The following is a 13,376-nucleotide window of genomic DNA, read 5'->3' on the forward strand; positions in this document are numbered from 1 at the left end:
CTAAATTTTTTACATTAAGAAAGCTTCTTTATGCTATAATTTAGATGAATTAAAAGGTGTAAGTTCGTGTCAAGAGAGGTGAATTGCTTCGCTTATTGGAATATTGATTATTACAATTGGTCTTATTCCTACCAAGGTAAAAACGAAGCGGGACGTTAAGCTGATACGATTCCTAAATGATAGGGTTTATAGTGAGCAGTAAATTGGCAGGTGTGAATACGGTAATTAAACCGAATTCATTTCCGCCAATTTTTGTTTTATACATTGGTTAGTAGTATTCATAATTCTGCTCTCTTTTCTTGATTGAACTAAAAAGCATATAACTCCTATTGCAATCCTAAATTTTTTACATTAAGAAAGCTTCTTTATGCTATAATTTAGATGAATTAAAAGGTGTAAGTTCGTGTCAAGAGAGGTGAATTGCTTCGCTTATTGGAATATTGATTATTACAATTGGTCTTATTCCTATTGTATTAGCTTTTGCTATTAGTCAAATTTTTAAAGGATCTAAACTGTCCACAGGGTTATTCATAGCTATGTGTTTACTAGCAGTTTGGCAATTTTACATAGGAGTTCTTTTCTTTGAAGAGTCTTGGAATGAAGATGTTGTTTTATTTCTTTTTCGTATGTTTCGCTTCGGTCCAATCTTTACTATACCTACCCTCTTTTATTTAATATCCATCATCATACAAGATGAGCCAATGAGGAAAGATAACAATAGATGGATAGAAGGTATCTCTAAGTCTGTATTTAATAAAAAAAACTTCCGCGCATTACTTGTTTGGAGTGTATTTGTTTATCTTGTTGATTGGACAAGGTTAGGTATTGCTGGACTAGAAATTGTTAGTTTAGGATTTTCTTCTATTAACTTTTATTACCCAGTTTATGGTCCGTTAGGTTTGTTGTTTAAAATCCATATGGCTAGCTTTGTGCTGATTTTAACAATGGCATTTATACTTCTGCCAAAGCTTCTTAATACGAATACAAAAAACTTTTTAATGAGATTTTCTATATATGCAGTGCTTTTTTATACGTTTGGTTTATTAAACTTTCACCCAGCGACAGGCATGATATCTGGTAGCATAGGAGTCATACTATTTTCTACGTTAATTATGTTAGAGTTTGTAAAGCTGAACACTAATATGAAGTTAAATTACTATGAGTTAATGGAAAGACAAAAAAAGTTAGACTATACAGGAAGCCTAACTGCCAGTTTAATACATGAGGTCAAAAACACCAATCAAATCATTAAAGGTTTTTCTAAAATGTTAAACAAGACTGACTCCATGACAGATAGAGACAATGGTGCTGTAGAGATGATTATGAAGTCTTCAGAGCATTTACAGAAACTTGCAGACAATTACCAAGAATATATGAGGTCTTCCAAAATTGCACTTAAAGTAGATGATTTCGAGTCAGTTATTTACAATGCCATAGAACTATCGCAGGGAATTGCGAAAGAGCGTCATGTAGAAATTGAATTCATCAATCACTATAAACCACTCAAGGCTTTCATAAATAAAACCTACCTGGAACAGGTGTTTATCAATTTGATCAAAAATAGTGTGGAGGCTATTCCAGATGATAAGGAAATTAGGAAAATAACGATTAGAACAGAAGTAGTTGACAAGAGTATCTTAATCCATTTTTGCGATACTGGGAATGGGATACCTTTTGAAAATTGGGATAGTGTTTTTAATCCATTTATGTCTATTAAAGATAGTGGGACGGGATTAGGACTTCCTTTTGTTAAAAAGGTATTAACCGAACAATTGGGAAACATCAGCATTGTTGAAAGCACTACTATGGGAACCCATTTTCAAATTGAATTACCTCAGAACGGGTTGTTGGATTTGGATCAGCTAGATAAAGGATCGGCTTAAAAGCTGGTCCTTTTTTCATGGAGCGCAAGGAATGGCTTTAAGGGAATAGATATCAATATGGGATTCCCTGTACCTAATGTGGCATCGAATGGAAAGGGGAGCGGTCTTATTCGCCGTCCGGAAGTTGCAGCAGAGCTCATTGAAGCAGCGAAAGCGGGAGACATTGCCTGTAAGTGTGAAAGTGCGTGAGTTGCTCGATAACCTTGGGTGAAAGAGTATTGATGGGAGATAAGAATTCTCATAATTCTATTCTTATAGTATAACAGAAATAAACATTTACTATTCCACCCTGTTTTCGTTAAACATACATTTGCGAATTCGGGGTATTTTCATTCCCAACCCCTTGTTATTCCTATGTTATTTTCAAGTTTACTTTCTGGAAATTTTAGAATAACGATACTCCAACTCCGAAGAAAGGTGAAGTACAGGTAAAAAGACGCGTATTTTTGGAGCGGAAAATGGAAAAGTAAGAGTTCATTAGTAAACTTTAATTCAATATATTATTAAATTAGTTAAGAAAGCGTAGAAGCTTTCTTACTACATAAGTGCAACTAAGGCTGTCACCCGAAAGACTTGAGGACAACAAAGTTATCTAAGGAAGAAGTGATTTAGTTTTGGTAAAAAGCAATAAAAATAAAAAATCTGAAGTTTTATCTATTTTGAAACAGGCTTTAAAGGTTAACCGGAAGCCTTTTCCTTGGGTTAAAGCCTTTTCTGCGGGATTAGCTGCAAGTCTTCCCGTTATTATCGGATTGCTCTTCGGTAGTCTGGAATATGGATTAATTGCGGGATTGGGTGGATTTACTTATTTGTATGTGTTTGATATACCCTATGCACAGCGGGCTAAAAAAATATTTTTTGTTGTGCTAGGAATGACTTTGGTCACCATATTAGGAACGCTTGCAGCTCCTTACCCACTCGCTGTAGCTATTTTAATGGGAGTGATAGGAGCAACAGTCATTTTTATTTTTGGATCCTTAAGAATTGCGGGGCCGTCTGCAATCTTCTTTGTTTTGGTTTTTGCGATGGTTTCAGGAATGCCAGTGAATCCGGAGCTTGCGCCTTTACGGGCTGCACTCGTCTTTCTCGGCGCGAGTTTGTCGTGGGTAATCGCCATGATTGGTTGGTTATTTGACCCTTATGGTGCAGAAGAAACTGTGGTAAAAAGAGTATATATAGAGTTGGCGAATTTAATTGACTCTATAGGTACGAACAACTTTAATACATCAAGACACAATATGATGTCTGTATTGAGGGAGGCAGATGAAACACTTACCAAAGGGTACATTTCATGGAGAGAAACGGATTTATTTAAACGGTTGTATCTATTAAATCAACATGCAAATAAGATATTTATATATATCACAGAGCATTTTATAGATACTCAGGAAAAATTGCCACAGGAGTTGGGACAGACGGTAAGGGAGCTTGCCAATTCATTTGATAAGAAAAATAAAATAGTTTATGAAAAGATTCCTCAGCCTAGTGAAATGGATGAAGCGGTAAGTCAGTTATTTGCAAAAATTTATGACGCAGATGCAATCATGAATGAACCGACAACCCGAATTAATCAAGTAATTCAAACATCGAAATTATCACTGAAGACAATATTCGGAGGTGCTTTTGATAAGAACTCCATCGTTTTTATCACCGCATTACGTTTTGGCTTAATTACAACCATTGCTGCAATAATTGCATTTGAGTTTGAATTGACCCGTTCGTATTGGGTCCCTCTATCCTGTGTGGCCGTAATGTCAGGGGCTACAATTGTGGCCACTCATCATCGTGCAATTCAACGAGGAATTGGTACGGTCATTGGAATTATTATTGCCAGTTTGGTTCTGACAATGGAGCCATCTGGGTATATTATCGCGCTTATTATACTTATATTGACATTTATTACCGAACTTTTTATTGTGAAAAATTATGGTCTGGCAGCATTGTTCTTTACTCCGAATGCTCTCTTAATGGCCGAAAGTACATCTGTAGGTAGCTTTAGCTTTTCATATTTTGCTTCATCCAGAATTATAGATGTCATTATCGGGAGCGTGATTGGTTTAATCGGAGTATGGTTGATTGGAAGAAAGTCTGCATCCAGCCGTATTCCACATTTTATTGGCAAAACAATTCGGAGTCAAACACAATTATTATTGGTACTTTTTTCTGAACAGGAAAAAGGATTTAATGTGAGAAAAAGTAAGGAACTGAGAAAGATGCGAATTAATTTAACCAATTTAAAAACCTTGTATAATACTGCTTCTGGTGAAATACCGATACAACGTGAAACCTTGGATTATTATTGGAACATCGTGTTTTCCATTGAGCATTTAGCTTATCTTTTGGAGGAATCTTCCAAAATGGAGAGACGTCCAATTCTTTCCGATAAAGTACTTGCACAATTGCTTTACGCTTGCGAAATGATGGCAAATCCAGCAGGTCTAAAACGTCCATCATCTAAAAAAATAATTCCGAAAATAGAAGGATATCCAAGTATTAACAAAGAATTGGAGGATTTGCAGAAGGCTATCTATCGTTAAATACATGATTCGTGTGTCAGTGATTCTACCTGCTATGTCTAGTTAAAATAAACATTACCGATTCAGACTCCGATTTTTTGGAAATTGGAATTTCTGAGGAGAAAAAGACAAGTACCAATCTAGTTTTTTTCTCTTTTTTTATCTCGTTGAAACGGCTCTGAATGGATTTATTTAGGATATGTATATGGCATTTTTTGAAACCTAATAGCATCGTTCATCGTATTACTTACTTATAAAGGGGGAGTTTTTATGCAAAAACAAACGTACAAATTATTTGTAATCGCTTTATTCACTTCATTTCTTATATTGGTCGGTTGTACTGAGAAGACAGAAACGAAAATACAAAATGAGAATATAGAGACGGTTGAAGCTGTGTTACAGAATGCTTTTACAGGTCCCGATGATGAATTTAAGAAAGCATTTAATAGTGATACAGACATCGAAGATTTAGCACAATATGAAGAAAAACTATACAAAGATTATTTTGCAAATGGAGAAGCCTTTGTGGAATTTATAATGAGCTATGGATCAGGAATGATGATTGAAGCGATAAAAAATGATTACAGCATAAAGGTAAAAAACATTGAATATGAGAAGACAGAATCGAAAGAGATAATTTATGATTTCACCGCAGAAATACAGTACCAAAAAGAAGGCAATGAATCATCAGAAATTGAAACGGTGACTGGGCAAGCTAATTTAAATGAAGAACATAAAATAGAAGTTATGTTAATTCGTGGTGAAGATTTATTAGCTACCTTGAATAATTAAAATTCTTTCATTAACTCTTGTATGAGTAGCAAAAGTGTTTCAGGCAATAACACGTGTGAGGCGATTATTAGAATTGAAAATGATGTAATTAAACATAACCCAGATTTAGTAACAGTGTTATTTGGTGCGAATGATGCGGCATTCCATAAAATAATTGATCTTGAAACCTATAAAAAAAACCTATATAAAATTACACACCTGATTAAACCTGAAAAAACCATTTTAATCACTCCTGCCCCTGTTGATGAAAAAGTTCAATTTGCAAGAACTAATGAAGTGTTATTAAAGTATGCTTTAGTTGTAAAACAAGTAGCAGATCTAACAGGCAGTCACTTTATCGATTTCTTTTCTAAAATGATTTCTCTAGAAGATTATCTTAATAAACTTAAGGAATTAAAAATGATGGTCTTCATTTTGGGGAAGATGGTTATGATTTTCTGGTAGGTTTAATAACAACGAAGGTTAAGGAAATTAGTTCTTGAAATGATGGTGTTATACAGGAATTCGCAGATGTTTTTGTTTAACTGCTGCAGATAGAAAACGATTGGAAAGAGAATGGATAGCATTATCAGAATCAAGAGGAGTAGTGAGGATTTGTGAGAACAACAAAATCAACTCTGTCAATAAAGATTACTTTGATGAATTGATTGTGGATACTGCCCGAAATATACATGCTGAGCAAAGTGAAAAAGGATTTATAAAAGCAGGAAGGTTAATCGGGGAAGTATATCGCCAGATCAATCAGTTAGGGGATTCTTTTATAGAATATAGAGTGAGAAGTTTAATCTATAAAGGGGTTTTTGAAATAAAGGGAATTCCAAAAGCAATGAGATATTATAGTGTGAAACTAAGGTAACTTACATTCAGATTCTCATGAACATAGAGAAACCTTAATATAAAACGGATGTCTAATTTAAAGGGTGATAATTTGAAGAAAATTTATAGTGTAGTTTTTATGCTGTTTGCTTTAGTAGGTTGTAGTAATGCAAATGAAGGTAATCCAGAACATAATGATGCTTCAAATGGTGATGGAAATTCTCAAGAAATTAATTTTACTCAATATGAGAAACCACCTTCACTAACCATTTCTTTTGGCGAAGAAACAGTAAAAACAAGTCAAGGTGGTTACAGTTGGAGTTATCTTGATTTCAAAACAGGACAAATGATAAGTATAGAAGCGGATTCTTTGCCATCAACAGAATTAGTTAACGTAGAAGATGCGGTGGGTGTTAATATAAGTGATCCTATCAAACTAAACTTCGAAAAACAACCACTAAATTATGAAATAAGAGTTTACGATAACAACAATAATATGATAGCAACATACAACGACTTGAAAGACGTAAAGGAAAACGGTAAGGCAATATATGAAATATTGGTAACGTGGGAAGAAGGTACAGGTATTTATGCGGTTCCATTAGATGTTCAATAGTGAAGCATATTTACAATTAATCTGATACCTTCTATTTTGTCATAAAATTCTCTGTATAAAATGGTTGAGCGTCGGTACTCAATGAAACACCAACAGCAAGGGATTCAAAATCCTCTTTTAATATATTTTCCCGGTGGCCGAGCGAGTTCATTAAACCTTCATGGGCAAAAATACTGCTTTGCTGACCGGTAGCAAGGTTTTCGCCAGCAGTTCGAAAGGCAATATTATCTTCTGCCATTCTGTCAAATGGTGATTGTCCTTCCAGGTTCGTATGACTGAAATAGTTGTTTTCGGCCATGTCTGTACTGTGGTCACGAGCTGTCTTTATGAGGGGTTCATTCAATTCAAGAACAGAAAGTCCATGGTTCACTCTTACAGTATTTGTCAGATCGAACAATTGATATTCCAATCCTTCTGTCAACGCTTCACTTGGACCGGCATAATACGTGTCCTTCTGTTGTTCGAGTTCGCCACTGATGATTTGGATTGCTGTAACCGTACTATTTTCATGCTTGTCATAGAAGATGGTCACATAATTGTTGTCGATAAGAAAGATATTATATTCCTGATTGTCTTGGATCTGGTAATTGATGAGCCCTTTTCTGATTGCTGACAGCGGCTCATTGAGCGTTGACAGTACAGAGTCTCTTGAACTATCAAAGGTGATTCCATTTGTAGAGGTCAGTAAGTCCTGATTGGTGTATAACCCAGTAACCTGATCCTGCTCATCATATGATGCCATGAAAAAGTTTTGATAATTTTCATGATAGGTAACCCATTCGACACCATATTCATTTAATGACGAGCGCTTTGGCTCTCCCGCATGCTGTTCCACCTCGGAACGCTTATCACCAATTTCCACATTATGGACCGAGAAGGATTGCTCGGTTGGCTCCTCTAATTGCGGTTTCTCAGCGGCAGGTTGTGCTGGCTGTTCATCATCTGGCGAGACATCTGTCAACCGACCGACTAATAGTTTAATCTCTTGACTGATCGTATCGATTGCTGCAGTGACATTTGGATTTTCTCTGATTTCATTGGCATCCGATCGGATATCTTTATATACGCCTGTAAATCCAGTTTGCTGGAATGTATCTCCATAAAAGTTCCAAAAAACTCCTGCAATGACCAGCAAGACGATAATATTTCTCAGTTTTCGCATAAGCTCACCCTATCTGGTATTCCTATTTTTCTATTTTATCATATCTTCAGTATGAACAAATGCAGGAGCGATTAGTAATTATTTACATAGAAACTAGAAAGAAAATTTTCAGTAAAGTTATATGTTTTCAGTTTTTGATTAATTTACGTCTCATAAGGGTATATAAAGAATTAGGAAAGATTTCCGCTACTTATCCACTTAATTTTACATGTAAAATTATTTGTAAATGGGAGAGCGGCTACAACCAGTCAGACAGGAGATGACACCCAACATGAAAAGGAAGAAGAAAATGAAAATATTAATCTTTACCCTTGTTATCGTAGCAATACTAGGGGTAATTTATATGCTAACCGTCGTTGGTGAAAGTCAAACGACGGAAGGGAAGGAAAAACAAGATATTGAACAATTGGTCTATGATTATCGTACAGATAGGTTAACTAAAGAGCCAGCTTCCGATAACTCCAATGAGCTTGTTGTCACTCAAGCTGGCGTAGAGGAAACCTATAAATTGCCCGAGGAGGCATTCTTTGTTTAACAAATAAGAGAGTAACAATAGAAACTTTTTTACTAATAATGAGGTTAATCGTCTAAAGAATTAGTCGATAGATAGACGGCAGAATTCGAATTCTCGACTATTGAAGGGAATCATACTAGTGTTACGATGATGCAGCAAATGGTTTAGAAGACTTTGATTCTAAAGTAGATTTATAAAGAAAGTTGATATACCAGAGTTTGATTGTCTATCAATCAGGCTCTTTTTTATTTTGGGAATAATTTGAGGGAAATTATAGTTGCTTTGATTACACTTGGTTTGATTTTGTTAGTTGGGGTGTATTATGGAGAGAAGAACGGAGAACAAGATCAGACAGGGGCCGAGGTATTGAAGATTTTTAGATTAAAGATGGCTAGTGATATTCATTTCTATCTAGTGTATTGAACCACGAATGGAAATAGTAGTATAACAAACCTAATTATGCTATATGATGCTTTTCTTAAATAAGGAATTTTACATTGGTCCAAATTATTTAATGTGTGTTTATTTTTTAAAATATTATTATGAATTAATCTATAATACAGATTATATAGTATTATTGAGTGGAGAAGTATAGAGGAATTTATCATTAAACTGGCACCTGAAATAATAACCGACTTTAAAATAGATTGGGGTTTTTCAATGGAAAAGGTAGTTTTAGCGGGAGGAACAGGTTTTATTGGTGAATATTTTGCGAAGAAATTTAAGGAGCTAGGATATGAAGTAAAAATCATATCACGGCAAAAACAACATATTTCTTGGGAAGATAAATTGGGTATTATAGAGGCATTGGAAGATACGGAACTTCTTATCAATCTTGCGGGTAAATCTGTAAATTGTCGATATAATGAAGCAAATAAGAATGAAATTATGAATTCAAGGATAAGGACAACTACAATACTGGGAGAAGCTATTCAGGCATGTAATAAACCACCTGCGATTTGGATGAATTCCAGTACGGCAACCATTTATCGACACGCTGAAGATCGTCCTATGACAGAGGAAGAAGGGGAGATTGGTTCAGGATTCTCGGTTGATGTTGCAACAAACTGGGAGAAAACCTTCTTTGCCTTTGATCTACCAACAACAAGGCAAATCTCCTTACGCATAGCTATTGTATTAGGTAAGGACGGCGGAGTAATAAAACCTTATAGAAATTTAGTGAAGTTTGGACTTGGAGGTGTTCAAGGAAAGGGAAACCAAAAGTTTAGTTGGATACATATCGAGGATTTATTTAAAATCGTTCATTTTTTGAAAGATAAAGAAGAGCTAAGTGGAGTTTTTAATTGCTCTTCACCACAACCTGTTAGTAATCGTGAATTAATGGAAAAACTAAGAAGAACGATGAATGTTCCATTGGGTCTACCTTCGCCCAAATGGATGTTGGAGATTGGATCGCTGATAATTAAAACAGAAACAGAATTGGTATTAAAAAGTCGGTGGGTTCTTCCAGACAGATTAGAACGTGAAGGTTATAAGTTTACCTATAAAACACTTGATAAGACCTTAGAAGACATTTTAAAGTAAATAATGCTATAGCAATAGTAGAAAGAGGGTAGAGAATGGATTTACTGTTTCGTAATTTTCCAAAAATCCCCAATAAAACGGGGATTTTACGCTTGTGATTTATGGTGGAATGGACATTTTCCTTGAATTGGTTCAATATCATCACCAATAAAGAATTGCTTCCATTCATTATGTGTCGGGTCTCCATAGTGTCCGATATTTGGATGCTTAGGCAGCTGATCCCAAGCTTCTACACGTTTACGAACTCTTTCACGAGACATAATTCCGCCTTTTTCCGTCCCTTCTAATCCTTCAAATATCTTACGAGGCTGGAATCCAAGAACCATCGCATTTCCTAAATGACGTGTCTTTCGCTTTTTATAGGCAGGAGCATTTCCGAACACGAAGATTGGCTCGCCATTGAATCGGAAATCCCATAAATAGTGATCGGGGTCTTGATGACTGTCTTCCGGCCATTCAACTTCGTCTACCTCATGTAAGTATTGAAGAATATTCCAAAATTGCTCCCGATAGTCTTCGATAGACCCCTCTTGCTCAAAAGGCTCTACAAATACAAAGAGACCGTGTCTCTTGTAATTTGGTAATTTAAATAAATCTAGAAAGCCTTCTACTGCAACCGGCAGATTACTCCAGTCGTCTTGATTAATATAAGCATAGCGAAGCTCGCCTTTCAGTTCGCCACCCATTCCAAAATAACATGGAAACGTTTTATCCGTTACCGTGTTATGAAAAGTTTCGTATGCTTTATGGAGCCAACTTGGCAAGTCTGTTCTAGTATGAAAATCTTCTTTTGTTAATAAAGCTTTTTCCTTTGTAATCATAAGATCGCCTCCACTAACTTTATACGCATACCTCTATGTCTAGTCTTTACCCCATCTTAAAATTCTTAAAACAACGAAAACTCATAGAAAAAATTTCTAATGGGTTATGAAACGAAATATCAAGGGAATAGAAAAGAAATGAATTAAGAAACTGGAGGATAGATTATGTTGAAAATAATTCAAGATCAATCTCAAACATATTGTCAGAGTGAGTATGGAGCACTTCAGAAAGTTGTCTAATGTGAACCTCAATACACGGAAATTAAAGAAGTGATTAATGATGTTCCAAAAAATACATAAATGATAATATAGACCGTATATCTTTAGGAAATATTAGAATATTATGCTATTATGAATATAGTGACATTTACCTATCGGGGCAGGTTAGTTATTTTGTTGTGCTGGCAATACTGTTAGGAGGTTTGAAAGGTGAAAAATAAAACTCGAAGCATTATTACACTTGTAGGCAGTTTTCTTATTTTTTCGGTTGGTATGCTTAGAATACTTACTGAATCACCTTCTTCAATATCTTTGTTTGTAGCATATGTATTCGCGATTACTGGGTTTATCGGAGTTGCTGCAAACATAGTAATACTGAGAAAGTTACAATCTAATTAAACAAGCCAGAAGTGCGATTCCAAAATGAATCGCTTTTTTCTTGTTCAATTATCGAGAAGACGCAGGTTAGTCTATTTTAGAACTGAGAGAATCGGGGTACACGATGAGATCTGAAAGTATGAAAAAACACTTTATAACAATTAAACAACAAAGAGAAATGCTTTTTCCAACACTCAAATCGATATCGAGGGTTCAATTATGGGAAAGACCTAACGAAAGCAAATGGTCTATTGGGGAAACGATGTATCACTTATATTTAATTACAAGAATGCTGCGAGTTGCTGCAACCATTACCATTCCATGCACAAAGTTATTTGCACAGATGATGAGAAACAAACCATTTGATACTAATATAGAAGATATTTATAAGGAGTACAGAGAAAAGCATGGGAAAGGTATGAAGGCACCTTTTATCTTGAATCCGCCAAAAAAAATATACAATACATTGGACTTTAACGAATTGAATCAGCTTCTGGTTAAGGAGACTTTAAAAATATCAACAATGGTAGCGAATATTGAGGAAGATATTGCTGGGCATATTGTTTTTTTAGACCCTGCAGCAAATAATCCTAACCTTATTCAAGCGATTCAACTATTAGCCATTCATGAAGCACACCATATTAGAATTATTCACGATAATCTTGAATCTTTGATTCAGAAATCTGACACTGAATGATGTAAAGGATGCAAGCGTTGAAAATGAGATTGAACGTCAGCTATTTTTTTCCCTTTTTACTATTAGGGAAGGATAAAAGATGAAATCTATTGTTTAAGGAATAAAAGGGGTGCTTGGTTTGAAGGTTAAATTCAACAAGCAGGTGATTTTATTATTTTTCGTTTTATCTTTGTTTCCAGCTTGTTCGAGTCAAGATTATGATAACTTAACAAGAGTTGATGTACAAAAAGTTGAGCAAGAAGGGGATTACGAAGATACTGTAATATTAACTGATGAAGAAATAATGGACAAACTTAGGGGGATTTTCAAGCAGATTAAATGGGAACCTGGTAAAGAGGTGTCGATGGAGAGAAAAGAGGACGCATTAGTTACACTATTTTACACATTGGATGAGAATGAACCTGAAAGGCTATATGAATATAGAGTCTGGTTTAATGATAATAATGATGCAGAAATATTCAGTAATCATGAAAAAGAAGGATTTGGTTCTTTAGATAGAGAACATTCAATAAAGCTTCAAAGTATCTTAATGAACTAACTGATCCAAGTCGATACGACTACATGCGGATTTTTTCAAAGTAACATTTCTATTCTAGGAGGCCATTATGGAATTTTATAAATTTAACAAAGACATTGGTAAAAAGATTTCAAAATATAATTCGGATTTCATTATGTCTCGTATTATCCAAACAAATAAAACAACGAACATTGGAACTATGTACTTAGATAAAAATGGTATCGTGGGCTACCACCATGCAGCAGTCCCTCAGCTTCTTTTAATCTTAAACGGAGAGGGGTATGTCCGTAATGAAAAAGACGAATATTTTAAAGTTGAGTCCGGGGATGCTGTGTTTTGGGAAAAAGATGAGTGGCACGAAACAAAAACCGAAATAGGATTAACTGGTATTGTCATTGAAAGTGAGGAATTAACTCCTGCATTATTTATGCCGTTAAAGAAATAGGTGTAATAAATTGGTGAGAGAGAGGTATTAAGATCGAAGAAGGAAAAAGTAAGTTGTGTAAATCAAATGATGGATACAGAAGGTTTAAAATAGTGTTTCACTTAATTTTGCATTATTTTTAACGAATATCAGCAGTTTTAGGTTTCAATGAGATGGAAAGGGCACTGTTTTATTTAATATTAGGTCTATTGATTTCTATTGAAAGTATATTCGGATTATATAAAAATGGTAAACAGAAGTTTCAGCATTAAATCGAAAACTCTAGACATCTATAACAACTAAATGCTTGAACGATAAAAGGATCGTCATCATGGCGATCCTTTTAATTAATTGGGCAACTTAGCAGGGCATAAGAAAGAAATGAAACTTTACGTAGTTCAAACTGACAAGGTTAAATTCTGCTTTCTGTGCTGAAACTGCTAAACGATGAAAATGGTTGTTCTACATGTGGATTC

Annotated in this window: 13 protein-coding genes and 1 pseudogene; 12 read left to right on the forward strand and 2 right to left on the reverse strand. The window is 35.0% G+C overall.

The window, feature by feature from the left end:
- Positions 1 to 440 precede the first annotated feature (440 nt).
- The 7 genes and pseudogenes from CUC15_RS04910 (at position 441) to CUC15_RS04940 (ending at position 6,623) form a co-directional block, all read left to right on the forward strand.
- A complete protein-coding gene (locus CUC15_RS04910; RefSeq protein WP_242985950.1) occupies positions 441 to 1,883 on the forward strand; it encodes a sensor histidine kinase in 1,443 nt (480 codons plus the stop codon).
- Positions 1,884 to 1,907: 24 nt separating this feature from the next.
- A pseudogene (locus CUC15_RS04915) lies at positions 1,908 to 2,070 on the forward strand (tRNA-dihydrouridine synthase); the annotation flags it as partial.
- 427 nt (positions 2,071 to 2,497) lie between these two features.
- A complete protein-coding gene (locus tag CUC15_RS04920) occupies positions 2,498 to 4,420 on the forward strand; it encodes an FUSC family protein (protein ID WP_114915604.1) in 1,923 nt (640 codons plus the stop codon).
- Between the two features lie 249 nt (positions 4,421 to 4,669).
- Positions 4,670 to 5,191, forward strand: a complete 522-nt coding sequence (locus CUC15_RS04925) for a hypothetical protein (RefSeq protein WP_114915605.1) — start codon at positions 4,670 to 4,672, stop codon at positions 5,189 to 5,191.
- Between the two features lie 21 nt (positions 5,192 to 5,212).
- A complete protein-coding gene (locus CUC15_RS04930) occupies positions 5,213 to 5,635 on the forward strand; it encodes a GDSL-type esterase/lipase family protein (RefSeq protein WP_242985951.1) in 423 nt (140 codons plus the stop codon).
- A 58-nt stretch (positions 5,636 to 5,693) separates the two neighbouring features.
- Positions 5,694 to 6,047 carry a DUF3658 domain-containing protein gene (locus CUC15_RS04935; RefSeq protein WP_114915606.1) on the forward strand — a complete coding sequence of 118 codons (354 nt, stop codon included), beginning with the start codon at positions 5,694 to 5,696 and terminating at the stop codon, positions 6,045 to 6,047.
- A gap of 72 nt (positions 6,048 to 6,119) precedes the next feature.
- Positions 6,120 to 6,623, forward strand: a complete 504-nt coding sequence (locus CUC15_RS04940) for a hypothetical protein (RefSeq protein ID WP_114915607.1) — start codon at positions 6,120 to 6,122, stop codon at positions 6,621 to 6,623.
- A gap of 31 nt (positions 6,624 to 6,654) precedes the next feature.
- Here CUC15_RS04940 and CUC15_RS04945 read toward each other — a convergent pair whose 3' ends face one another.
- Complete coding sequence (locus tag CUC15_RS04945) at positions 6,655 to 7,785, reverse strand: CAP domain-containing protein (protein ID WP_114915608.1); 1,131 nt, start codon at positions 7,783 to 7,785, stop codon at positions 6,655 to 6,657.
- Between the two features lie 289 nt (positions 7,786 to 8,074).
- On the opposite strand from CUC15_RS04945, the gene CUC15_RS04950 reads away from it, so the two are divergent.
- Both CUC15_RS04950 and CUC15_RS04960 read left to right on the forward strand, forming a co-directional pair.
- A complete protein-coding gene (locus CUC15_RS04950) occupies positions 8,075 to 8,320 on the forward strand; it encodes a hypothetical protein (protein ID WP_162800268.1) in 246 nt (81 codons plus the stop codon).
- A gap of 639 nt (positions 8,321 to 8,959) precedes the next feature.
- The gene (locus tag CUC15_RS04960) at positions 8,960 to 9,844 is read left to right on the forward strand and encodes a TIGR01777 family oxidoreductase (RefSeq protein ID WP_114915611.1); all 885 of its coding nucleotides are present in this window, start codon (positions 8,960 to 8,962) and stop codon (positions 9,842 to 9,844) included.
- Between the two features lie 86 nt (positions 9,845 to 9,930).
- Here the strand turns inward: CUC15_RS04960 and CUC15_RS04965 are convergent, their stop codons facing one another.
- Complete coding sequence (locus tag CUC15_RS04965) at positions 9,931 to 10,665, reverse strand: YqcI/YcgG family protein (RefSeq protein ID WP_114915612.1); 735 nt, start codon at positions 10,663 to 10,665, stop codon at positions 9,931 to 9,933.
- Positions 10,666 to 11,386: 721 nt separating this feature from the next.
- Between CUC15_RS04965 and CUC15_RS04975 the strand changes: the two genes are divergently transcribed.
- The 3 genes from CUC15_RS04975 (at position 11,387) to CUC15_RS04985 (ending at position 12,921) form a co-directional block, all read left to right on the forward strand.
- Positions 11,387 to 11,959 (forward strand): DinB family protein, encoded by a 573-nt coding sequence (locus CUC15_RS04975; RefSeq protein WP_114915614.1) that lies wholly within the window; start codon positions 11,387 to 11,389, stop codon positions 11,957 to 11,959.
- 118 nt (positions 11,960 to 12,077) lie between these two features.
- On the forward strand, positions 12,078 to 12,497 hold the full coding sequence (locus tag CUC15_RS04980) for a hypothetical protein (protein ID WP_114915615.1): 420 nt from the start codon (positions 12,078 to 12,080) through the stop codon (positions 12,495 to 12,497).
- A gap of 67 nt (positions 12,498 to 12,564) precedes the next feature.
- Positions 12,565 to 12,921, forward strand: a complete 357-nt coding sequence (locus CUC15_RS04985) for a cupin domain-containing protein (protein ID WP_114915616.1) — start codon at positions 12,565 to 12,567, stop codon at positions 12,919 to 12,921.
- Positions 12,922 to 13,376 lie beyond the last annotated feature (455 nt).

Origin of the sequence: Oceanobacillus zhaokaii (assembly GCF_003352005.1) — a bacterium.
GTDB classification, from domain to species: domain Bacteria; phylum Bacillota; class Bacilli; order Bacillales; family Amphibacillaceae; genus Oceanobacillus; species Oceanobacillus zhaokaii.

What these genes read in the sequence shown, in the direction of transcription:
- CUC15_RS04925 (WP_114915605.1), top strand. Translation starts at nt 4,670, where the DNA reads ATGCAAAAACAAACGTACAAATTATTTGTAATCGCTTTATTCACTTCA.
- CUC15_RS04930 (WP_242985951.1), top strand. Translation starts at nt 5,213, where the DNA reads ATGAGTAGCAAAAGTGTTTCAGGCAATAACACGTGTGAGGCGATTATT.
- CUC15_RS04945 (WP_114915608.1), bottom strand. Translation starts at nt 7,785, where the DNA reads ATGCGAAAACTGAGAAATATTATCGTCTTGCTGGTCATTGCAGGAGTT.
- CUC15_RS04950 (WP_162800268.1), top strand. Translation starts at nt 8,075, where the DNA reads ATGAAAATATTAATCTTTACCCTTGTTATCGTAGCAATACTAGGGGTA.
- CUC15_RS04960 (WP_114915611.1), top strand. Translation starts at nt 8,960, where the DNA reads ATGGAAAAGGTAGTTTTAGCGGGAGGAACAGGTTTTATTGGTGAATAT.
- CUC15_RS04965 (WP_114915612.1), bottom strand. Translation starts at nt 10,665, where the DNA reads ATGATTACAAAGGAAAAAGCTTTATTAACAAAAGAAGATTTTCATACT.
- CUC15_RS04975 (WP_114915614.1), top strand. Translation starts at nt 11,387, where the DNA reads ATGAGATCTGAAAGTATGAAAAAACACTTTATAACAATTAAACAACAA.
- CUC15_RS04985 (WP_114915616.1), top strand. Translation starts at nt 12,565, where the DNA reads ATGGAATTTTATAAATTTAACAAAGACATTGGTAAAAAGATTTCAAAA.